The 21,586-nt window shown below is 72.3% G+C and carries 19 protein-coding genes and 1 pseudogene; 9 read left to right on the top strand and 11 right to left on the bottom strand.

The annotated features are described in order from the left end of the window. Positions 1 to 57 precede the first annotated feature (57 nt). The 4 genes from GTY47_RS13680 to GTY47_RS13665 are packed head-to-tail and all read left to right on the top strand — an operon-like array spanning position 58 to position 3,874. A complete protein-coding gene (locus GTY47_RS13680) occupies positions 58 to 2,496 on the top strand; it encodes a nitrate- and nitrite sensing domain-containing protein (RefSeq protein WP_029180764.1) in 2,439 nt (812 codons plus the stop codon). Between the two features lie 14 nt (positions 2,497 to 2,510). Then, positions 2,511 to 2,942, top strand: coding sequence for a roadblock/LC7 domain-containing protein (locus tag GTY47_RS13675; protein ID WP_010034179.1), 432 nt, complete (start codon positions 2,511 to 2,513; stop codon positions 2,940 to 2,942). Position 2,943: 1 nt separating this feature from the next. After that, positions 2,944 to 3,303 carry a DUF742 domain-containing protein gene (locus GTY47_RS13670; protein WP_010034175.1) on the top strand — a complete coding sequence of 120 codons (360 nt, stop codon included), beginning with the start codon at positions 2,944 to 2,946 and terminating at the stop codon, positions 3,301 to 3,303. Then, positions 3,290 to 3,874 (top strand): ATP/GTP-binding protein, encoded by a 585-nt coding sequence (locus GTY47_RS13665; RefSeq protein WP_010034173.1) that lies wholly within the window; start codon positions 3,290 to 3,292, stop codon positions 3,872 to 3,874. Before GTY47_RS13670 ends, GTY47_RS13665 begins: the two co-directional genes overlap by 14 nt. 58 nt (positions 3,875 to 3,932) lie before the next feature. On the opposite strand, the gene GTY47_RS13660 is transcribed toward GTY47_RS13665, so the two are convergent. From GTY47_RS13660 to GTY47_RS13635, 6 genes are all read right to left on the bottom strand, one after another. Further along, the gene (locus tag GTY47_RS13660) at positions 3,933 to 4,889 is read right to left on the bottom strand and encodes an ABC transporter substrate-binding protein (protein ID WP_029180763.1); all 957 of its coding nucleotides are present in this window, start codon (positions 4,887 to 4,889) and stop codon (positions 3,933 to 3,935) included. A 105-nt stretch (positions 4,890 to 4,994) separates the two neighbouring features. Further along, positions 4,995 to 5,660, bottom strand: a complete 666-nt coding sequence (locus GTY47_RS13655; RefSeq protein ID WP_010034167.1) for an ABC transporter permease — start codon at positions 5,658 to 5,660, stop codon at positions 4,995 to 4,997. Beyond that, positions 5,657 to 6,355, bottom strand: a complete 699-nt coding sequence (locus GTY47_RS13650) for an ABC transporter permease subunit (RefSeq protein ID WP_010034154.1) — start codon at positions 6,353 to 6,355, stop codon at positions 5,657 to 5,659. The genes GTY47_RS13655 and GTY47_RS13650 overlap by 4 nt, the downstream gene beginning before the upstream one ends. Beyond that, positions 6,352 to 7,473 (bottom strand): ABC transporter ATP-binding protein, encoded by a 1,122-nt coding sequence (locus GTY47_RS13645; protein WP_010034151.1) that lies wholly within the window; start codon positions 7,471 to 7,473, stop codon positions 6,352 to 6,354. The genes GTY47_RS13650 and GTY47_RS13645 overlap by 4 nt, the downstream gene beginning before the upstream one ends. An 80-nt stretch (positions 7,474 to 7,553) precedes the next feature. Continuing rightward, positions 7,554 to 9,011 carry a HAMP domain-containing sensor histidine kinase gene (locus GTY47_RS13640; RefSeq protein WP_010034149.1) on the bottom strand — a complete coding sequence of 486 codons (1,458 nt, stop codon included), beginning with the start codon at positions 9,009 to 9,011 and terminating at the stop codon, positions 7,554 to 7,556. Beyond that, positions 9,008 to 9,706, bottom strand: coding sequence for a response regulator transcription factor (locus tag GTY47_RS13635; protein ID WP_010034146.1), 699 nt, complete (start codon positions 9,704 to 9,706; stop codon positions 9,008 to 9,010). Before GTY47_RS13635 ends, GTY47_RS13640 begins: the two co-directional genes overlap by 4 nt. A gap of 206 nt (positions 9,707 to 9,912) precedes the next feature. Here GTY47_RS13635 and GTY47_RS13630 point away from each other — a divergent pair, with 206 nt between their 5' ends. The 4 genes from GTY47_RS13630 to GTY47_RS13615 all read left to right on the top strand — a co-directional run bounded on the left by GTY47_RS13630 (position 9,913) and on the right by GTY47_RS13615 (position 13,535). Beyond that, on the top strand, positions 9,913 to 11,199 hold the full coding sequence (locus tag GTY47_RS13630) for a ferredoxin reductase family protein (RefSeq protein ID WP_040902554.1): 1,287 nt from the start codon (positions 9,913 to 9,915) through the stop codon (positions 11,197 to 11,199). Positions 11,200 to 11,218: 19 nt separating this feature from the next. Then, positions 11,219 to 11,629: an FMN-binding protein gene (locus GTY47_RS13625; RefSeq protein ID WP_010034144.1), complete on the top strand. Its 411-nt coding sequence runs from the start codon at positions 11,219 to 11,221 to the stop codon at positions 11,627 to 11,629. Between the two features lie 4 nt (positions 11,630 to 11,633). Continuing rightward, a complete protein-coding gene (locus tag GTY47_RS13620) occupies positions 11,634 to 12,368 on the top strand; it encodes an FAD:protein FMN transferase (protein WP_010034143.1) in 735 nt (244 codons plus the stop codon). A gap of 165 nt (positions 12,369 to 12,533) precedes the next feature. Beyond that, positions 12,534 to 13,535 (top strand): lysylphosphatidylglycerol synthase transmembrane domain-containing protein, encoded by a 1,002-nt coding sequence (locus GTY47_RS13615; RefSeq protein WP_010034141.1) that lies wholly within the window; start codon positions 12,534 to 12,536, stop codon positions 13,533 to 13,535. A gap of 43 nt (positions 13,536 to 13,578) precedes the next feature. On the opposite strand, the gene GTY47_RS13610 is transcribed toward GTY47_RS13615, so the two are convergent. From GTY47_RS13610 to GTY47_RS13590, 5 genes are read right to left on the bottom strand one after another with little or no spacing between them, the layout of a single operon-like run. Beyond that, positions 13,579 to 15,651 (bottom strand): beta-galactosidase, encoded by a 2,073-nt coding sequence (locus GTY47_RS13610; protein ID WP_010034138.1) that lies wholly within the window; start codon positions 15,649 to 15,651, stop codon positions 13,579 to 13,581. 29 nt (positions 15,652 to 15,680) lie between these two features. After that, positions 15,681 to 16,499, bottom strand: coding sequence for a carbohydrate ABC transporter permease (locus GTY47_RS13605; protein WP_010034135.1), 819 nt, complete (start codon positions 16,497 to 16,499; stop codon positions 15,681 to 15,683). Further along, entirely contained in the window at positions 16,496 to 17,437 is a 942-nt protein-coding gene (locus GTY47_RS13600) for a sugar ABC transporter permease (RefSeq protein WP_010034132.1), read from the bottom strand. The genes GTY47_RS13605 and GTY47_RS13600 overlap by 4 nt, the downstream gene beginning before the upstream one ends. Positions 17,438 to 17,450: 13 nt before the next feature. Continuing rightward, positions 17,451 to 18,800: an ABC transporter substrate-binding protein gene (locus GTY47_RS13595; protein ID WP_010034130.1), complete on the bottom strand. Its 1,350-nt coding sequence runs from the start codon at positions 18,798 to 18,800 to the stop codon at positions 17,451 to 17,453. A 23-nt stretch (positions 18,801 to 18,823) separates the two neighbouring features. Then, positions 18,824 to 19,834, bottom strand: a complete 1,011-nt coding sequence (locus GTY47_RS13590) for a LacI family DNA-binding transcriptional regulator (RefSeq protein ID WP_010034128.1) — start codon at positions 19,832 to 19,834, stop codon at positions 18,824 to 18,826. 293 nt (positions 19,835 to 20,127) lie between these two features. Between GTY47_RS13590 and GTY47_RS40830 the strand changes: the two are divergent. After that, positions 20,128 to 21,586 (top strand): annotated as a pseudogene (locus GTY47_RS40830) (hypothetical protein); the annotation flags it as partial.

Below are 21,586 nucleotides of genomic sequence, written 5' to 3'. Positions count from 1 at the left end.
TCCCCGACCGTTCCGCCTCCCCGTTGCTCGCTCCCCGCTGATCGCCCTAGGACGACGATGTCTCGACGGACAGGTACCCGGCGCCGTCTCGGTTCCATACGCCTCTCCCTGGTGCTCCTGGCCCTGGTGCCCAGCGTCACCCTCGCCGCCATGTGGGGCGTGACGACCATCCAGATGTTCTCGGAGGGGCTTCGGCTGCGTGACCAGACGGAGCTGAGCCGGTCGACCGGTGCCATGGGCACCGACGCGACGCTCGCCCTCCAGCGGGAACGCAGCCTGTCGGCGGCCTGGCTGGCCTCGCCGCGCGGCTCCCGGGCCGCCCTCGACGCGCAGCGCGAGCAGACCGACGCGGCGGTCGCGAAGCTGGTCGGGCAGGCGGACGCGATCGAGAAGGCGCCCTCCCGCATATCGGACCGGCTGTACTCGGTGCTGGGCTCGGTGGGCAGCCTGGAGTACTACCGCGACCAGGTGGACCACCCGACCGACATCACCGCGCAGCAGGCGCTGGACCAGTACTCCTCGATCATCGACGACCAGATCCACGCCTTCCAGGAGCTCTCCCAGGTCGACGACGGCGACCTCACCTCGCAGGCCGGTCCGCTGGTCGCCCTGGAGCACGCGGCGGAGCTGGTCTCCCGCGAGGACGCGCAGCTGACCCTGGCCTGGCCGTCCGGGCACCTCGACGACAAGGCCTGGGTGCAGTTCACGGAGCTGGTGAACACCCGGCGCTGGCTCGTCCAGGACCAGATCGTGCCCCAGCTGACCGGCAGTGCCAAGGCACAGACCGAGCGGATCCTGGCGAGCCCGGAGTGGCAGACGCTCCAGTCCGTCGAGGACCAGGTGCTGGCGGCCCGGAACTCCAGCGCCGCCGCGGACCGGATCGCCCTGCCGAACAGCCAGAAGCGGTGGAACGCCGCCATGGACAAGCTGTCCGAGCACTACGCGAGCCTGATCCAGCGGCAGACGACGGGCCTGCTCGAACGCAGCGCCGACAAGGCGGACGCACTGCTGATCAAGGCGGGGATCCTGAGCGCCGGCGGGCTGCTCGCGCTGCTGGTGTGCGTCGGCATGTCCTGGCGGATCACCCGCTCGCTGTCCCGGCGGCTGCGCGGCCTGCGCCGGGCCGCCGTCAGCCTCGCGCAGGAGCGGCTGCCCGACGTGGTGGCCCGCCTCGACCGGGGCGAGACGGTCGACCCGGAGTCCGCGACGACCCCGCTGGACTACGGGCACGACGAACTCGGCCAGGTGGCCCAGGCGTTCAACACCGCCCAACGCACGGCCGTGCACACCGCCGTCGAACTCGCCGACACCCGGCGCGGCTTCCAGAAGATCATCCTGGGCATCGCCCGGCAGAGCCAGAACCTCGTCAACCTCCAGCTCAGCAAGCTCGACACGCTGGAGCGCGAGCACACCGACCCCGACATCCTCAAGGGCCTGTACGAACTGGACTCGACGGCCAGCCAGTTGCGCCGCTACGAGGAGAACCTCGTCATCGTCAGCGGCGAACGGCCCGGCCGCAGCTGGACCGAGCCGGTCGCACTGATCGACATCCTGCGCAGTGCGGTCGGCGAGGTCGCCGAGTACCAGCGGGTGGAGGTGCACACCGAGGAGGAGGTGTACGTCGCACCGCCCGCGGTGGCCGACGTCATCCATCTGCTGGCCGAGCTCATCGACAACGCCACCGCGTACTCGCCGGCCCCGAGCCCCGTCACGGTGCGGGCCGGGATGGTCGCCAAGGGCCTGGCCGTCGAGGTCGAGGACCGCGGCCTCGGCATGTCGGAGGAGGACTACGCGTCCTTCAACGAACAGCTCGCGGTCCCCCCGCAGTTCGACGTGGTGGCGCTCGCCGACGACCTGCGGCTCGGCATGTTCGTGATAGCCCAGCTGGCCCACCGGCACGGCATCGCCGTCACCCTGCGCTCGTCGCCGTACGGCGGGACCACGGCGATCGTGCTGATACCGCACGACGTCGTGGTGCGGGAGGTCCCGGAGGCCGGTGCGCGGGACGCCAAGGACGGGACGGACGGGCGGAGTGCTGTGGACGAACCGGGTCCGGTCGACGGGCGGAGCCCGCTGGACGCCAAGAAGGCCGAAGATGCCGACGATGCCACGGCCGCCGAGGAGCCGGAGGGTGCCGCCGGGACCGCGCGCGAGCCCCGGCCCCTCGTGTCGGTCCGGGCCGCCACCGCCCCTGCCGCCGCGCCCGCCGCCCGCGAGGTCATCCCCCGCCGGGACGGTCTCGCCCCGCTCCCCCGCCGGGTGCCGCAGACGAGCCTGGTGGAGGAACTGCGCGAGGAGTCCGCGCCCGTCGGCGACGACGGCTCCCCCGACGACTTCACCGCGGAGGCAGCCGCATCGTCCCTGGCCGGCTTCCAGCGCGGCACGCTCCGGGCCCGTGACGACGACGCCGAGCCGCCGTACGACGAGGACGCGGCCGCACCACCCCGGCAGGCCGCGGCCGAACCCGTCCCCTCGACTCCGCCCGCCGACCGCTGACGAAGGACACCGCAATGACACGCCCCATCCCCGCCACGCACACCCAGCTCGACCAGCTGCTGACCGGACTCGTGGAGCGGGTCGCCGACGTGAACCAGGCCGTGGTGCTGTCCGAGGACGGCCTGGTGGTCAGCAAGTCCACCGGATTCCTGCGCGACGACGCCGAGCGGCTCGCGGCGACGGCGTCCGGCCTGATGAGCCTCAGCAAGGGCGTCAGCATGGACTTCCGGGGCGGTCCGGTGCGCCAGGCGCTCATCGAGATGGCCAACAGCTATCTGATCCTCACCTCCGCCGGTCCCGGCGCCCACCTGGTCGTGCTCACCGGGCCCGGCGCGGACGTCGGTGTGGTGGCGTACCAGATGAACATGCTGGTGAAGAAGATCGGCGAGCACCTCAGCGCGGCACCGCGGGGCGTGGCCGGCCCCGTCGTCGACCCAGGCGTGTGAGGTGGCCGGAGGCGACTCGGCGGGGCGGCTCGTACGGCCGTTCGCGCTGACCGGTGGCCGGACCCGGCCCAGCCGCGCCGACTTCACGCTCATCGCGACGGTGACCGCGGTCGATCCGCAGCCCACGGCGGCGGCCCGGTGCCAGCCCGAGCACACCCGGATCCTCCGGTTGTGCGCCGAGCCGATGGCCGTGGCGGAGCTGGCCGCCCGGCTCGACCTGCCGGTGAGCGTGGTCGTCATCCTGCTCTGCGACCTGCTGGAGGCGGGCCGGATCACCGTCCGTCCGCCCCGCCTCGTATCCCGTACCACTCCGGACCTGGACCTGCTGAAGAAAGTGAGGGACGGCCTTGGCCGGCTCTGACGTCGCCACCGACGCGTCCTCGGCACCCGACACGGTCAAGATCCTCATCGCCGGCGGCTTCGGCGTGGGCAAGACCACCATGGTCGGGTCGGTCAGCGAGATCGCCCCGCTGCGCACCGAGGAACCCCTGACCATGGCAGGTCTGGGCGTCGACGACCTGGACGGTATCGAGGAGAAACGGGCCACCACCGTGGCCCTGGACTTCGGCCGGATCACCATCAGCCGGGACCTGGTGCTGTACCTGTTCGGTACGCCGGGGCAGCAGCGGTTCTGGTTCATGTGGAACGACCTGGCCCTCGGCGCGCTCGGTGCCGTGGTCCTGGTCGACGTCCGCAGACCCGAGTCCAGCTTCGCCGCGATCGACTTCTTCGAACGCCGGGGCATCCCGTTCGTCGTCGGGGTGAACGGCTTCCACGGGGAACACCCGTATCCGGCCGAGGACATCCGGGACGCACTCGCGGTGCCGGAGCACGTGCAGGTGCTGCTGTGCGACGCGCGGGACCGCGAGTCCTGCCGGGACGTGCTGATCGCCCTGATCGACCAGCTGATCGCAACAGCGGTGCAGGGCTAGGGCGTGTCCGCAAGGTCGCGGGGCAGGCGGGACCTTGCGGACACCCCCTGGGGGAGGGTCAGTCCAGGCCCGCCGACTTCAGCCACGCCTTGGCCACGTCCAGCGGGTCCTTCTTCTCCAGCTGCACCTGCGCGTCCAGTTCGAGCAGCGCCTTCGTGTCGAGCTTCGCCGAGACCGCGTCGAGCGCCTCGACTCCCTCCTTGGACAGCTCGCCCTTGCGGACCAGCGGCTGCACGTTCTGGAAGCCGAAGAGGTTCTCCGGGTCCTTCAGGACGACGAACTTCTCCCGGGCGATGGTCGGGTCGGTGGTGAAGACGTCCGCGGCCTGCACGGTGTTCTTCTTCAGCGCCGCCTGGGTCAGCGGCCCGCCCGCGTCGAGGGACTTGAAGGACTTGAACTCCAGCCCGTACACCGACTTCAGGCCCGCCAGGCCCTGGTGCCGCGTCTGGAACTCCGGCGAGCCGCCGAAGACCAGGTCCTTGGCGATGTCCTTGAGGTCGCCGATGGAGGAGTCCGAGGTGAGCTCGTACTTCTTCGCGGTCTGCGCGTTGAGGGTCACGGAGTCCTTGTTCTGCGCGGCCGAGGGCTTCAGCAGCTCCAGCTCGGAGTCGAGCTTGCCGTTGATCGCGGTCGTGGTCTCCTCGACCGTCTTCGGCTTGGCCTTGGCGTCGAGGTACGCCAGCAGGGAGCCGTTGTACTCCGGCAGCACGGTGATGGTGCCGTTCTTCATCAGACCGTACGTGGTCTCACGGCTGCCGATGTTGGGCTTGTAGGTGACCTTGATGCCCTTGGCCTTGAGGGCTTCGCCGTAGATGTCGGCGAGCAGGATGCTCTCGGCGAAGTTGTTGGAGCCGACCACGACGGTGCCGCTCTCCGCTCCGCCGCCCTTGAGCGGGTCGTCGGAGGTGCCTCCGGAGGAACAGCCTCCGAGAAGAGCTGCCGTCGCGGCGAGCGCGACTGCGGCCGCGCCGGGGTGCCTCGTGATGGACCGGGTGCTGCTCTTCGCCGTAGTAATCACCCATTGATCCAAGCCAGCCCATATTCGGTCAGTCAAGAGCAGCCTGGTCACCAATCGGCGTCGATGTGCGGCGGATTGCGGCAGCCCGCGTCCCCGTGCGTCTCAACTCCTGCGCACGCCCGGCGACACCGCGACCCGTGCCACCGCCCAGAACAGCGCGAGCGTGACCAGCGCCAGGACGGCGACCAGCGTCGCGCCGCCCACCACCTTCTCGTAGTCGCGCTGGTAGAGGCCGTCGACGATGTACCTGCCGAGGCCGCCCAGGCTGACGTACGCGGCGATGGTCGCCGTCGACACGATCTGGATGGCCGCCGAGCGCAGGCCGCTGAGGATCAGCGGCAGCGCGACCGGCAGTTCGACCTGGAAGAGGATCCGGGACTCGTGCATGCCCATGCCGCGGGCGGCGTCCACCGGCGAGGGGTCGACGGACCGCATCGCTTCGTAGGTGGTGACCAGGATCGGCGGGACGGCGAGGACGACCAGCGGGATCATCACGGGCAGCATCCCGAAGCCCAGCAGGGTCGTCATCAGCACCAGCAGGCCGAAGCTGGGCAGGGCCCGGCCGGCGGTGGCGACCAGGGACAGGGCGTTCCCACCGCGCCCGTAGTGGCCGGTGACCAGGCCGATCGGCAGTCCGATGGCGGCGGCGAGGGCGAGCGCCTCCAAGGTGTACTGGACGTGTTCCCCGAGGCGGGCCGGGATGCCGTCGTAGCCCTGCCAGTGGGCGCTGTCGCTGAAGAAGGAGTTGACGAAGTTGAGTACGTTCACCGGTCTGCGTCCTTGAGTGCGGGCGCCTGCTTGCGGCCGGCCGTGCCGCTGGGCATCCAGGGCGTCAGCAGCACGCGCACGAGGACCAGCAGGGCGTCGACGAGGATCGCCAGGAGGGCCGTGGTGATCACGGAGTTCCAGGTCAGTTCGGGCCGGTTGTAGATCTGGGCGTCGTGCAGCAGGTTGCCGAGCGCGCCCTGGTTGCCGATCAGCATGCCGACGCTGACGAGGGAGATGCTCGACACGGTCGCCACCCGCAGGCCGGCGATGATCGCCGGGACCGCGATCGGCAACTGCACCTGGAAGTACCGCCGTACGGGCCCGAAGCCCATGGCGGTGGCCGCGGACAGGGTCTCCTGCGGCACCGAGCGCACCCCGTCGACGATCGCCGGGACGAGCACCACCAGGCTGTACACGGCCAGCGGGATCATCACGGTGAGTTCGGTCTGCCCGGTGTAGTCGATGAGGACGACGAAGAACGCCAGCGACGGGATGGCGTACAGCACGGTCGTGACGCCGAGGACGGGCGGGTAGAGCCAGCGGAAGCGCACGCAGAGCTGGGCGGTCGGCAGCGCGAGGAGCAGTCCGGCGGCGACCGGCAGCAGGGCCTCTCTCAAGTGCAGTCCGACCAGCCCGATCCAGCTGTGCTGGAGGTCGCTCGGGATGTCGAAGAAGTCGTGGAGGAAGTCGCTCATCCGGCGACCTTCTCGTCGTCGCGCCCCGCCGCGTGGGCGGTGCGGATCGCCTCGCCGATGGTGGCTTGCGAGACGACGCCGGTCACCCGCCCGCCGGTGTCCACGGCGACGGCCCAGCCGGTCGGCGACAGCACCGCGCAGTCGAGGGCGACCCGCAGCGAGTCGGTGCCGGGCACGAACGGCCGCCCGTGGGACAGCAGCCGGTCCGGCCGGATCTCCCCCGCGACCAGGTCACGCGGGGCGCTCCAGCCGAGCGGCCGGCCGTCCGCGTCGGTGACCAGGAGGTAGGGGGCGTCGGGGGCGGCGATCTGCTCGGCGGTGGCGTCGAGCGGGATCACCGGGTCGCTCGTCAGCTCGAGCGGTGCCGACGGGAAGAACGACAGCCGCCGGATGCCGCGGTCGCCGCCGAGGAAGTCCTCGACGAAGGCGTCGGCGGGGCTGGACAGCAGTTCGGCCGGGGGCGCGTACTGGGCGAGGTGGCCGCCGGTGCGCATCACGGCGACCATCGTGCCGAGCTTGATCGCCTCGTCGATGTCGTGGGTGACGAAGACGATGGTCTTGCCCAACTCGTCCTGGATGCGCAGCAGTTCGTCCTGGAGTCCCTTGCGCACCACCGGGTCGACCGCCGAGAACGGCTCGTCCATGAGCAGCACCGGCGGGTCGGCGGCCAGGGCCCGGGCCACGCCGACGCGCTGCTGCTGGCCGCCGGACAGCTGGTACGGGTACCGCTTGGCGAGCGCGGCGTCGAGCCCGACCCGCTCCATCAGCTCCGCTGCCCGTGCCCGGGCCTTCTGCTTGCCCCAGCCGAGCATGCGGGGCACGGTCGCGATGTTGTCGACGATCGTGCGGTGCTGGAAGAGGCCGGCGTTCTGGATGACGTAACCCATGGACCGGCGCAGGGTGGTGACGGGCTGCCGCTGGATGTCCTCGCCGTCGAGGAGGATCGTTCCCTCGCTCGGTTCGACCATTCTGTTGATCATCCGCAGGGTGGTCGTCTTGCCGCAGCCCGACGGTCCGACGAGGACGGTGATCGAGCGGTCGGGTATCTCCAGCGAGAGCCGGTCGACCGCCACCGTGCCGTCCGGGTACCGCTTGGTGACTGAATCGATCCGTATCAAGACGCCGGGGCCCTTCGGTTGGCGGAGACTTTTGGCCATGGTCGTACGGGCTGTTGCCGGTCGAGTCTAGAGGGCGCGTCTCAACGGTCCGTAAGACCCGTCTCCTTCAGCGGCAGGCGCACGGTGAACACCGTCGCCCCCGGTTCGCTGTTCAGCTCGATCCGGCCGCCGTGGGCCCGGACCAGGGACTGGGCGACCGCGAGGCCGAGACCGCTGCCGCCGCGGTCGCGGCTGCGGGCCTTGTCGACGCGGTAGAAGCGGTCGAAGACGCGCTCCTGGTCCTCGGCCGGGATGCCGGGACCCGCGTCGGCGATCCGGACCAGGGCGGTGTCGGAGGCGACGGTGACGTCCACGGACACCGGCGTTCCGGGCGGGGTGTGCACGGCGGCGTTGGCGAGCAGGTTGTCCAGGACCTGCCGGACGCGCTGCGGGTCCAGTCGCACCGTGAGCGCCGCCGGGCCGGTGGTCACCGTCAGCGGGTGGTCCGGCCGGCCGGCCCGGAAGGCGTCGGCGGCCTGCTGGACCAGCTCCACCAGGTCGGCGTCCTCCAGCCGCAGCGGCGCCTCCGCCTCCGCCGCGTCCAGCCGGGCGAGCAGCAGCAGGTCGTCCAGGAGGATGCCCATCCGGGCGGCCTCGGCGCGCAGCCTGGCCAGGTGCCGGTCGCGTTCCTCGGGGGCGTTGGCGGCGGCGTACTGGAACAGGTCGGCGTAGCCGCGTACCGACATCAGCGGGGTGCGCAGCTCGTGCGAGGCGTCCGCGACGAACCGGCGCAGCCGCTGCTCGGCCTCCGCGCGCACGGCGAGGGAGTCGTCGATGTGCTCCAGCATCGTGTTGAAGGCGGTCCGCAGCTCGTCCACCTCCGGGCCGCCGTCCCGGCCGTCGGCGCGCAGCGGCAGCCGGGCCGCCGACTCGGTCAGGTCGTGCGAGGCGATGCCGTGCGCGGTGGACGCCATGTCGCTGAGCGGCTTCAGCCCGCGGCGCAGCATCCGGCGGCCGAAGACCACCAGCGCGAGCAGCGCGAGCGCGAAGGTGACGACCTGGATGGTGATCAGCTGCCCGACCGTGTCCTCGATGTCCGCCATGGGCGCGGCGCTGACCAGGACCACCCCGGGCTCGACCTCGCAGGCGCGCAGCCGGTAGGTGCCCGCGCCCCTGAGGTGCTCGGTGCGCAACAGCTCCTTGTGCGCGGCGGTCTGGGCCGAGGCCAGGGCGGCGAAGTCGTCGACGTCCTTCGGCAGATCGGCCGGATCCTCCGGTCTGCGGAGCTCGGGCGGTCCGTTGGACACGTCGTACACGGCGTAGAACCAGCTGTAGTACTTCTTGCCCGAGAGCGTGCCGTAGTCGGCGATGCTCTTGGACTGGGCGATCTGGGCCTGCGCCAGCTGGGTGTCGAGCTGGGCCGACAGGTAGTCCCGCATGTACGTGGTGAGGGCCGTGCCGACGACGGCGAACACGACCAGCGACAGGGCGCCGAGGCCCAGGGCCAGCCGGGTGCCCAGGCGCATCCTGCGGTAGGCCCGCCGCAGCCGGGTGATCACTCGGAGGCCTGCCGCAGTACGTACCCGAATCCCCGCACGGTGTGGATCAGCGGCGCGCCGCCGTCGTCCGTCTCGTCGAGCTTGCGGCGCAGCCGGCTGATGACCAGCTCGACGACGTTGGAACGGCCGCCGAAGCCGTACTCCCACACGTGGTCGAGGATCTGCGCCTTGGTGAGCACGGTGGGCGACTTGCGCATCAGGTAGCGCAGCACCTCGTACTCGGTCGGGGTCAGCGACAGCGCGTTCTCGCCGCGCCGCACCTCGCGGGTGTCCTCGTCCATGGTCAGATCGCCGACCTGGAGCACGGACCGCTGGAAGGCGGGGCCGGCGCTGCGCCGCAGCACGGTCCGCAACCGGGCCATCAGCTCCTCCACGGCGAACGGCTTGACCAGGTAGTCGTCGCCGCCCCGGGTCAGGCCCGCGACCCGGTCGGCGACGCCGTCGCGCGCGGTGAGGAACACCACCGGCACCATCGTGCCGGAGGCGCGCAGCCGGTCCAGGACGCCGAAGCCGTCGACGCCGGGCAGCATCAGGTCGAGCACCACGATGTCCGGGTGGAACTCGGCGGCCCGCTTCAGCGCGTCCTCGCCGGAGTACGCGGTGACCGCCTCCCAGCCCTCGTAGCGGGCGACGGTCGCGACGAGGTCGGCGATGGGCGGGTCGTCGTCGACGACGAGGAGTCGTACTTTTTCCACCCGCTCATAGTGCTGCACGTGTCCGGTGCCGCCATAGCCGTCCGCCCCTTCGCCGCCGGATCGATAAATACTTGAAAGTTGGGCGACAGCATTCCGACAGCTCCCCCGCGACAAGCTCGGTATCCCAGGATCCGATCAAGGAGCTGCCGAACGTGACGACCCTCCAAGAACGCCCCGCGGCGTCCCGCCCGGGTGTGCGCCCCGGAGTGCTGGGCCGCACCGGCCTGTACGCGGTGCTGCTGGCCAACGCGGTCGTCGTGACCGTCTTCTTCGTCCAGGCCGGTTTCGCCTCGAACACGCTGATCGTGCTGGGGCGGCTGGCGGGACTGTACGGGGCGCTGCTCATGGCGTTCCAGCTGCTGCTGGTGGCGCGGCTGCCGTGGTTCGACCGGCGGATCGGCATGGACCGGCTGACGTCCTGGCACCGCTGGACGGGCTTCTCGGTGCTGTGGCTGCTGCTGGCCCACGTCGTGTTCATCGTCTTCGGCTACGCGCAGTCCTCGTCCCTGGACCCGGTGAACCAGCTGGTGGATCTCGCGGAGACCGTCGAGGGCGTGCTGCGCGCGATCACCGCCCTGGCGATCATCATCGTGGTCGGCGTGGTCTCGGCCCGCTACGCCCGGCGCCGGCTGGCGTACGAGACCTGGCACTTCATCCACCTGTACACCTACGTCGCGGTGGTGCTGGCGTTCACGCACCAGGTCGCGGCGGGCACGACGTTCACCTCGTCGTCGGTGGCGAGGACCTACTGGTACGCCGTGTGGGGCGTGGCCCTCGCCTCGGTGTTCGCGGGCCGGCTGGTGCTGCCGCTGTGGCGCAACCTCCGCCACCGGCTCCGGGTCACGGCCGTCGTCCCCGAGAACGACGACGTCGTCTCGGTCTACGTCACGGGCCGCGACCTGGACCGGCTGCCCGCCCGCGCCGGACAGTTCTTCCTGTGGCGGTTCCTGACCAGGGACCGCTGGTGGCAGGCCAACCCGTTCTCGCTGTCCGCCGCGCCGGACGGCCGTACGCTGCGCCTGACCGTCAAGCGGGCCGGCGACGGCAGCGCGGCCCTGCGGCACCTCAAGGCCGGCACGCGGGTGTTCGCCGAGGGGCCCTACGGCGCCTTCACCACCCTGCACCGCACCCGCCCGGACGCCCTGCTCATCGCCGGTGGTGTCGGTGTCACCCCGATCCGGGCCCTGCTGGAGGAACTGCACGGCCACGCGGTCGTGATCTACCGGGTGGCCACGGACCGGGACGCCGTCCTCTACGACGAACTGCGCGAACTCGCGCTCGCCAAGGGTGCCGAGCTGCACCTGGTCACCGGGCCTCCGGTGCCCGACCGGCTGGCGCCGCGGGAGCTGGCGCGTCTGGTGCCGGACATCGCCGACCGGGACGTGTACCTGTGCGGCCCGCCGCCGATGATGAACGCGGTGCTCGGCAGCCTGCGCGAGCTGGGCGTGCCCAGGACGCAGACCCACTTCGAGCGCTTCAGCCTGGCCGGCTGACGGGAACGAGGAGAACACCGTGAAGCGAGCCCTACCCGTCCTCGTCCTGAGCGTCGCGGGCCTGATCCCCGTCTGGCGGTACGCGCCGTCGCACGACACCGGGTCGTCGTCCACCACGGAGGCCGCCGCGCCCGCGTCGACCCCCTCGGTCTCCTCGTCGGGCGGCACCACGACCACGGTCGTGTCGGGCTCGACGCTCGACACCGAGAAGGGTCCGGTGCAGGTCCAGGTCACCTTCTCCGGCGACCGGATCGCCTCGGTGCGGATGCTCCAGCAGCCGAACCATCCGCAGACCAGGGCCGCCGTGCCGAAGCTGATCGAGGAGACGCTCCAGGCGCAGAGCGCCGACATCGACGCGGTGTCCGGTGCCACCATCACCAGCGACGGCTACAAGGAGTCGCTCCAGGCCGCGATCGACGCGAGGGGCTGACGGCATGCGGCGCGTCGAGCACGTCATGGGGTTCCCGGTGTCGGTACGGATCGACGACGAGGGCTTCCCCGGGGCGCCCGTGGACGGCTTCTTCGCCTGGCTGCGCGAGGTGGACGCGCGGTTCAGCCCGTTCCGCCCGGACAGCGAGGTGGCACGGCTGGACCGGGGCGAGGTCCCGGACCCCAGTCCTGCGCTCCGCGAGGTCCTGGACCTGTGCGAGGAGTACCGGATCGCGACCGGGGGCGCCTTCGACGTCCGGCTGCCCGGCCGCGGCCTCGACCCCTGCGCCGTGGTGAAGGGCTGGTCGGTGCAGAAGGGAGCGGAGCTGCTGCGGACGGCCGGGGCGCGGCGCTTCTGCCTCAACGCGGGCGGCGACGTGATCGCCTCCGGCGGCCCCTGGCGCGTCGGCGTACGCCACCCCGAGCGCGCCGACCGGCTCTGCACGGTCCTGGACCTCACGGACGGGGCCGTCGCGACCTCCGCCCGCTACGAACGCGGCGACCACATCTTCGACGCCCGCACGGGCCGGCCGGCGACCGGTCTCCTCAGCATGACCGTCGTGGCCCCCACCCTGACCCAGGCGGACACGGTCGCGACCGCGGCGTTCGCCCTGGGCACCCAGGGCGTCGAGTGGGCGGCGGCCCGCGAGAACTGCGAGGTGTTCGCGGTGGACGCGGCCGGGCGCGTACTGCGGAGCCCGGGGTTCCCGGTGGCCGGGACGGGGGCCGTCGCCGCGTAGGCGGCTCCGCTGTCGCGGAATCGGCCCTGTCGTTCTCCCGCCCCTCTCGCTTCCGCTGCCTGACACCGGGGCGTCACGCCGGCCGGGCACGTTTCCGGCGTCCCCTGACTCGCCCTGCATCGTCCGCCCCGTCCCCGGGCGTGACGCGGAAGGACGACGTACGCCGTGTCCCGGCTTCGGCTCGAAACGCTCCCCGCCCCGCTCCCCGTCGCACCGCCCCGCCGCTCCCCCGCCGCCGCGCGGCTCGTCCGGCCCGCCCTGGCCCTGCTTCCGCTGCTGCTGGTCGGGGGGTGGGCCCTGACCGACCGGCGGGCGGCGCTCCAGGGCGCTGCCCGGCTGGCCTCGGCCGATCCCTGGTGGCTGCTCGCCGCGTTCGCCTGCACGTGTCTGACGTGGGTGGCCGCCGCCTGTGTCCGGCAGGGCGCCCTGCCGGAGCGGCTGCCGCCCGGGCTGCTGGTGGCCTCGCAGTTCGCCGCCGGTGCCGCGAACCAGGTGCTGCCGGCGGGCCTCGGCGCGCACGCCGTCACCCTGCGCTTCCTCCAGCGCCGCGGCATCCCCCTCCCCCGGGCCACCGCCTCCCTCGCCCTGTACTCCCTGGCCAAACCGGTCGCCAGGACGGTGGTGCTGTTCACGTTCCTGGTGGCGTTCCCGGACGTACTGCGGCTCGGTGCACTCGTCCCGGACGACCACACCCTGCTCCTCGCGGCGGGCGGCGCGCTGCTCGCGCTGGCCGCGACCGCCGTGACGCTCGTGACCGTACGGGCGCTGCGCCGCCCCGTCGTCGGCTTCCTGCGCACCGCGCTGACCGACGCCCGCGAGCTGCACACCCGGCCCGGCCGTGTGCTCGCCCTGTGGGGCGGAGCGGCCGCCACCCCGCTGCTCCAGGGCAGTGTGATCGCCACGGTCGGTTTCTCGCTCGGGCTGCCCCTGTCGTGGACGCAGGTGATCCTCGCGCTGCTGGTGGCCGGCACCGCGGTCGGGGCCGTGCCCGCGCCGGGCGGTATCGGCCCCGTGGACGCCGCGCTCGTCTTCACCATGGCCGCGTTCGGCGCCCCCGTGGCCACGGCCACGGCCACCGTCATCGGCTACCGCGTTCTGACGGTGTGGCTCCCGCTCCTGCCGGGCGCCCTCGTCCTGTCGACCCTCGTGCACCGCAGGATCCTCTGACGGCAAGGTGCCCCGGCGGCACCCGGGGACGGCCCCCGGGCGGTCAGCTGTCCGTCAGCACCGCCTCCTCCACCAGCACCTTCACGTCCCAGGGTCCGAGCGGTACCGCGTCGCCGTACACCGTCTCCGACAGCACCTCCCGCAGGGCGGTGGGCACCGGCACGGACACCTCCTCCCACGACCAGTTGTGCAGGAAGCGCACCCGGCGGCCGTCCCGGGCGGTCGCCGAGGTGGCCGTGACGCTCGGGTGTGCGGGGCGCCAGGCGCCCTCCGGGGCGTACCGGTCGAACAGGGCCCGGGCGAAGACCGGGTCGGGGACGGTGCCGACGTAGGTGACGCGCCCGGCGCCGTGGCGGTGCGTGGTGACCGCGGGCCAGCGTCCGAAGTGCGGATGCACGTACGCCGCCAGCGTCTCGGCGCCCTGCGGCTGCAGCCCGTCCGCCCAGTGCAGGGCGTGCGCGTCGGCCGGGAGGGGGAGGGATTCCGTGCCGGTGACGGGCAGCGGATCGCCGAGGTTGCTGAACTCGTCGTACGTCACCCCGGCCGCCTCGGCCAGCCGGCCGGGCTGGAGGTCGGTGCGGGCCCTGGCCTCGGTGTCGCCGTAACCGGTGCGGGGCCCGAGCACGAGATGGCCGCCGGCCTCGGCGTAGGCACGGAGCCGGTCCAGGACGGTGTCGTCGGCGGCGTAGTAGGCGGGGACGACCAGGAGCGGCGGCAGATCGGCGTCCGGGAGCTGCCCGGGGTGCAGGACGCGCGCCTGGAGGCCCGCGTCGAAGGCACCGCGGTAGAAGGCGTCGAAGATCCTCTCGTACGACCGCCCGTCCGGGCCCCCGTCGGGACCGGCCAGCGGCGGCTGGCCCTGGAGCGCCCACTTGCTGGGCCCGTCGTAGAGGAAGGCCACGTCCGCGTCCGGGGTGAGGGACGCGACGAGGTCGCCGGCCTTCTCCAGCTCCCCGCCCAGCGCCGCCAGTTCGCGGTAGACGCGGCCGGGCCGCCCGTTGTGCGGGAGGATGCCGCCCCAGTAGGTCTCGGTGCCGAAGTGCAGGGTGTGCCAGTGCCAGTACTCGATCATCGAGGCGCCGCGGGAGATCAGCGCCCAGGCGGCCTGCCGCCACTGGCCGTCGTAGGCCGGGCGGTTGTCCCACGGCCCGCTGATGGCCTGCGCGTTGGTCTCGGTGACCAGGAACGGCTCCTGGCGTGAGGAGTACATGCGGTCGGCGCTGCGGTACAGCGCCCAGGTGCCGTTGGTCGTCCAGTTCTGCCCGGCGCCGCCCGGGTCGGGCAGCGCGAGGGCGTCCTGCATCGTGTAGTACGGGTTGCCCGCGGTGACGTCGAGGCGGTCGGTGAGCCGGTCGTCCTCGACGCCCTGGCGGTCGTAGGAGATGCAGGTCGTGACGAACTGGCCGGGGAGGGCGTACTCGCGGACGATGTCGGCCTGCCAGGCGATGAACTCGGTGGTGAGCCGGGCCTGGAAGCGCCGCCACGCCAGGTCGTACTGCGGCTGGGCGTTGCCGTCCGGGGTCCACAGGTCCGCCCAGGTGGACAGCCGGTGCGACCAGTAGACCAGGCCCCACTCGCGGTTCAGGGTCTCCACGTCGCCGTACTGCTCACGCAGTTCGTCGGTGAAGCGCTGGAAGACGCCGTGGTTGTGGAAGAGGTGCAGGCCGGGTTCGTTGTCGACCTGGTAGCCGATGACCGCCGGGTGGTCGGCGTACCGTTCGGTGATCCTGCGGATGATCCGCTCGGCGTGGAAGCGGAACGCCGGGTGGGTGAAGTCGACCTCCTGCCGGGCGCCCCAGCCGATGCGCTCACCGGTGCGGCTCTCCCCGGCGATCTCCGGGTACTGCCGGGCCAGCCAGGGCGGTACCGCGTACGTGGGCGTCCCGAGGATGACGGAGATGCCCCGCTCGTGGGCGCCGTCCAGGATCGGCTGGAGCCAGTCGAGGTCGAAGCGGCCGTTCTCGGGCTCCCAGGTGGACCAGACGGACTCGCCGACGCGGATCACCGAGAAGCGGGCCTCGGCCATCAGGTCGAGGTCGTCCTTGAGGCGATCGCAGGGCTGGTACTCGTGGTAGTAGGCGGCGCCGAACAGGACGCGCCGAGGCAGCTCGAACATTCTTCTCCTTCAGCTGGACCGAGCGGGCGTCAGCCCTTGACCGCGCCCGTGGACAGGCCTTCGAGCAGCTGTTTGCGCAGCAGCACGAAGAGGGCGACGGCGGGCAGGACGGCGAGGACGGCTCCGGCGAGCACGAGGTCGTACTGCCGTTGCTCCGACACGAACAGGGTCTGCAGGCCGAGCGGCAGGGTGTACTGGGAGCTGTCGGAGACCAGCACCAGCGGCCACAGGAAGCTGTTGTAGCTCTGGAGGAACTGCCAGACGGCCAGGGCGCCCAGCGCGGGCCGCAGCAGCGGCAGCACGATGGTCCGGAAGATGCCGAACTCGCTCGCCCCGTCGATCCGGGCGGCCTCCAGCACCGAGTCCGGGATGGACTGCACGATGTACTGCTGCATCATGAAGATCCCGAACGCGGGCGCGACCCACGGCACGATCAGCGCGAACCACGGACTGCCGAGCCCGGTCTTGACCAGGACCACGAAGAGCGGCACGAGGATCACCGCGAACGGGATCGACAACGAGCTGAACATGACGTCGAACAGCAGCCGCTTGCCGGCGAAGCGGAACTTGGCGAAGCCGTAGCCGGCCAGCGCGCACACGAAGACGGACACGGTGGTGGCGACGACGGCGACGACCGTGCTCATCAGGAACCAGCGGCCGAAGGGCTGGTCGGTGAGCAGGGTCCGGTAGTTGTCGAGGGTGAACGGGTCGGGGACGAACTCCGGCGGGTAGCCGAAGATGTCGCCGCGCGGTTTGAACGAGCCGCTCAGCGCCCACAGCAGCGGGGCGAGGAAGCCCAGGAGCAGCAGGACGAGTGCGCCGTAGAGAGGTGCGCGGGTGCGGGTCATGAGGCGGCCCTCCCGATGCCGAGGAGACGGTTGAAGAGCCGGCTGAGGCCGAAGACGAGGACGAAGAGGACGACGGCCGCGGCGGCGGCGTAGCCGAACTGCTGGCGCTGGAAGGCCGCCCGGTAGATGAACATGGTCACGGAGAGGGTGGACTCGGCCGGCCCGCCGCCGGTCAGCAGGTACGGCTCCTCGAAGATCTGGGCCGCGCCGATGAAGGACGTGACGACGACGAACGCCGTCACCGGCTTCAGCGCCGGCAGGGTGACGGTGGTGAAGATGCGCAGCCGCCCGGCGCCGTCGAGGGCGGCGGCCTCGTACAGCTCCCGGGGCACGTTCTGGAGCCCGGCGAGGAAGAAGACGGTGAGGTAGCCGGTCCAGCGCCACAGCATCACCAGGGCGATGCTCGCTTTCGCCAGGCTCGGATCGCCGAGCCAGTCGACGCCGCCGGTGCCGAACAGGGCGCGCAGCACCGCGTTCGCGAGCCCGAACTGCCGGTCGAAGATCAGGCCGAAGACGAGGGCGACGAGGATGGGCGAGACCACGATCGGCACGAAGTAGGCGGTGCGCCACAGGTCCCGTACGCGCAGGCCCCGGGTGTTGAGGGCCTGGGCGATCAGCAGCGCCAGGGGAACGACGACACACACCGCGACCAGCACGAACACGGCGGTGTTGCCGAGGGCCCGGTGGAAGCTGATGTCGGTGGCGAGCAGCCGGTAGTTCCGCAGCCCCACCCAGCGCGGGGTGCCGAGCCCCACCCACTCGGTGAGGCTCAGCCACAGCGAGGCGCCGACCGGGATCAGCAGGAACAGGACGTAGAGGAGGTAGAAGGGCGAGATGAAGAGGTAGGGCGCCCAGGTCCGGTGGGGGCGCCGTGCTTCCCGGTCCGGGCCGGTGTGGTCGCGGGTCGTCCCGGGTGGGCCGGCGACGGTGGTGGTCATGTCGGTCGCACTCCTATCGGCCGGCCTGGTCGCGGTAGTCCGCCGCGGTCTGCTTCAGGGCCTGACGCGGCGTGATGCCGCCGCGGTAGGCGCGCAGCAGGTTGCCGGCGAGGACGTCGTAGAGGATCGACTGGTCCGGGCTCTGGTGGAACGGCGGTACGTCCGGCAGCAGGGAGCGGTAGAGGCCGAAGAGCCGCTGCCCGCCGCAGAAGTCGTCCGTGTAGGCGCCCAGGCGCGGATCCTCGTAGACGGACCGGCGGGTGGGCAGGTAGCCGGTCTCGGTGAAGCGGCGGACCTGGCCGTCGTGGGTGAGCCAGGTCTTGAAGAGGAACTCGGTGGCCGCGCGGGTGTTGGCCTTGTCCTTGACGACGCCGAAGCCGGTGCCGCCGAGCGCGGCGGTCACCCCGCCGCCCTTGCTGAACCGGGGCAGGTCGCGCACCCGCCACCTGCCCTTCTGCTCGGGCACGTTGGGCGCCAGGCCGTAGTTCTTGTACCAGATGGCCATGGGCAGGCCGATGACCCGGCCTCGTTTCAGAGCGGCCTGCATGGCGGCCCCGTAGTAGTCGGACACGTCGATGACGAAGCCGCTGCGCAGCCCCTCGCAGAGGAACCGCAGCACCTCCTCGGCCTCCGGCGAGTCGAGGAGCAGCTTCCCGTCGGCGTCGAAGAACGCGCCGCCGCGCTGGTAGAGCAGCATCTGGAAGGACTGCACGACCTGGGTCGGGTCGCTGCCCGCCGTGGAGACGACGCACAGCGAGGCGCGGTGGTCCCGGTACACCCGGGCCCCGGCCTCGGCGAACTCCTCCCAGGTCGCCGCGTCCGCGGGGAGGTCGTATGCGGCGAAGAGGTCGTCGCGGTAGAAGTAGACGACCATCGGGGTGTCCGAGTCGAAGGCGTAGAGGCGGCCGTCCTTGCTGAAGGGGGCGGTGCGGGCCGGCAGCAGGTCGTCCTTGAGGCCGGGGACGGCCTCGACGTCGGCGGTGAGGTCGTGCAGCAGCCGTTCGGAGATGTCGCCGCGCAGCATGCGCGGGAAGCTGCCGATCTCGAAGCCCACCAGATCGGGGGTGCCGCGTCCGGCGACGGCCTGGGCGAGCAGCTTGGTGACGATGTCCGGGGGGCCGGAGCGGGTCACCTTCAGGTGGTAGCGGAAGTCGGTGGCGCGGTCGGCCTCCGGGACGCCCTTGACGAAGAACTCCTCGTAGCCCGGGTCGTGGGTCCACAGGGAGAGGGTGACGTCGCCGGAGGTGCGGGGCGTGGTGCCGGCGCCGCCGCAGGCGGAGAGTGCGGCGGCCGTACCGAGGCCGAGGGCACCGCGCAGCAGGGCGCGGCGGGTCGGAGGGCTGGGGGGCATGGGGGTGTACACACGTGACTCCTCACGTGGTGCGGCTACGGGCGGGCGTGCGCGGGCCCCTGGTCGCGTACCGGCCCGGTGGAGGCCCGTACGGTCAACTCGACTGCCTGGCCCGGCTGTCCGGCCGGGGCGGGGCGGCCCTCGATCAGGGCGATCAGTACGTCGACGGCGCGGTCGGCGACGGCGGCGAAGTTCTGCCGGACGGTGGTCAGCGGCGGGGCGAGGTAGGCGGCGGCGGGAATGTCGTCATAGCCGACGACACTCACGTCGCCGGGGACGGCGCGGCCCGCGTCGGCGAACGCGCGCAGAGCGCCGATGGCCATGTCGTCGTTGGCGGCGAACACGGCCGTGACGTCGGAGAGTCGGGCGAGCTGCCGTCCCGCGGCGTAGCCGGAGGCCGGGCTCCAGTCGCCCGGTGACGGCAGGGGCGGTTCGGGTGCGCCGGCGGCGGCGAGGGCCTCGCGCCAGCCGCGCAGGCGGTCGCGGGCGGCCCACCAGTTCTGCGGGCCGGGCAGGTGCCAGACGGTGCGGTGCCCCAGGGAGAGCAGGTGCTCGGTGGCGATCCGGGCCGCCGCGACACCGTCGCCGCCGACCACGGCACTGGTCCCGGGCGTCAGCTCGACGCCCTCGCCGAGGCTGACCACCGGCACGTCCGCGCTCAGCTTGAGCGGCGTGCCGTCGTCGATGGGCTCGGACAGCACGATCCCGTCCACGCCCTGCTCGAGCAACGCGTCCACGGCGACCGAGACTCTCTGCCCCTCCAGGGTGCTGGCCAGGGCGACGGAGTAGCCGGCGCGCTGCATCGCCCGCTCCAGGGCGATGAGCAGGGTCGAGGGGCCGTAGAGCGAACTGCCCAGCGAGACCACTCCGATCCGGCGGTAGCGGCCGAGGAGCAGGGCCCGGGCGGCGGTGTTGGGACGGTAGGCCAGGTCGCGGATGGCCCTCAGGACGCGGTCGCGCACCTCCGGGCTGACGTGCGGTTCGCCGTTGACGACCCGCGACACGGTCTTCTGCGACACCCCGGCGGCCCGCGCGACCTCGGTCATCCCGGGGCCGCGTCGCCGGCGCCCACCGGCGGCCGGTTGGCCTTCGGCTCCGCTCGTGGTCATGCGCGCTCCCGGGAGTGACAAGGGGGTGGACTACGTAGTCAGGGACGGCACCGTGGATGAACGGGCCGGGTATGACTACGTAGTCACGCCAGTGTCGGGGCGCTCCACCGCCGCGTCAATGGTCCGGACGGAGCCGGTTTCCCCGCGCACGGCGCTCGGGCTGTGCGACTTCCTCGGCTGCTGCCGCGTGCGGCTGGACAGAACCCGGGGCCTCGCGGAGGATGTGGGCGATGCGGCCCGACCCCAAGCGCTTTCTCACCCACGCGGTCCGTCGCGTCGCGCGCGCCGAGCATCCGGCGCAGGTACTGGAGGAGCTCTGCGGGGCGACGGTGCCGTCCGTCGCGGACGCCCTCGTCGTGTATCTCGACGCCGCGCCGGGCCCCGCGGACCCGACGGCCTCGCAGGCGCAACTGCGGCTGAGCGGGACCGGGTTGCGCCGGTCCCCCATCCCCGCCCAGCCCTCCGGCCCGGCCTCGTCCCCGGTGGACGGCCGGCCGGACGACACCGGTGCGCTGTGGCATCCCGGCCCGCAGGACGGGCTCGGCGGAGTGCTGGGCGGGCCGGCGCCGGTCACCGTCCCGATGGCGCCGTCCGGTGTCCTGGCGAAGGTCCTGGACGCCGGTGAGGCGCTGGGCAGGGACTCCGGTGATCTGGATCCTGCCCTGCGCGAGCTGCTGGGGCCGGACTCCCGGGTGCCGCGGGGGGACCGGGTTCTCCTCGTCCCGCTGGTCGGACCCGACGGCACGGTGGGCGCCGCCCTGTTCCTGCGGCGTCCCGAACGGGACGTCTTCCGTGCGGAGGACCGGCAGGTGCTCGGCGAGCTGTCGGCTCATGCCGCGCTCGGCGTGCGCGGGGCATCGCCGGTCCCGCACCCGGCGCCGCCCCCGGCCTCGCGAGCCGCCGCCGGACCGGTGCGGCAGGACGCGGACCGGCTGCGGTTCGTGGGCGCCGCGACGCGGCGGATCAGCCGTGCCATGGATCTGGACGAGATCGTGGCGGGCCTGTGCCGGGCCGTCCTGCCCAGCTTCTCGGACGGGATCCTCGTCTGTCTGCGCGAGCCGCTGCCGGTCGGCGACGAGCGGCCCACCGGCCCGTTGGTCCTGCGGCTGCACCGGGCCGACCGCGCCCCGGCGGAGGAGGACACGGGCGCCCTCCCGTCCTCCGAGCCGGGACTGCCCGCGCCCGAACTGTGCGAGGTCCGGCCGGGCAGCGATCTCGCCGAGGTGCTGCGGGGCGTGCGCCCGGTGTTCACCGACTCCCCCGCCGGCCGCGGCGCACTGTCCGAACTGGTCGGCGACGGCGGCGCGTTCGCCCTGCCGGACGGGCAGCGCGCGATCCTCGCCCCACTGCGCGGCCGGCGCCGCGTCATCGGCGCGGCCCTGTTCCTGCGCCGCCCCGAGAGCAGGCCCTTCGAGATCAACGACCTCCTCGTCGCCGCGCAACTCGCCACCCACAGCGCCCTCGGCATCGACAAGGCCGTGCTCTACGGCCGCGAGGCCCACATAGCCGACGAACTCCAGCGCACGATGCTGCCCGAGACCCTGCCCAGCCCACCCGGCATCCGTCTCGCCGCCCGCTACCTGCCCGCCGCCGAATCGGCCCGGGTGGGCGGCGACTGGTACGACGCCATCCCGCTGCCGGGCAGCCGGGTCGCCCTGGTCGTCGGCGACGTCATGGGCCACTCCATGA

The sequence above is a fragment of the Streptomyces sp. SID5464 genome (genome assembly GCF_009862985.1).
GTDB lineage: Bacteria > Actinomycetota > Actinomycetes > Streptomycetales > Streptomycetaceae > Streptomyces > Streptomyces chartreusis_D.
Note: the sequence above shows the minus strand (reverse complement) of the source record. Positions and strands in the feature narration are given on the sequence as shown.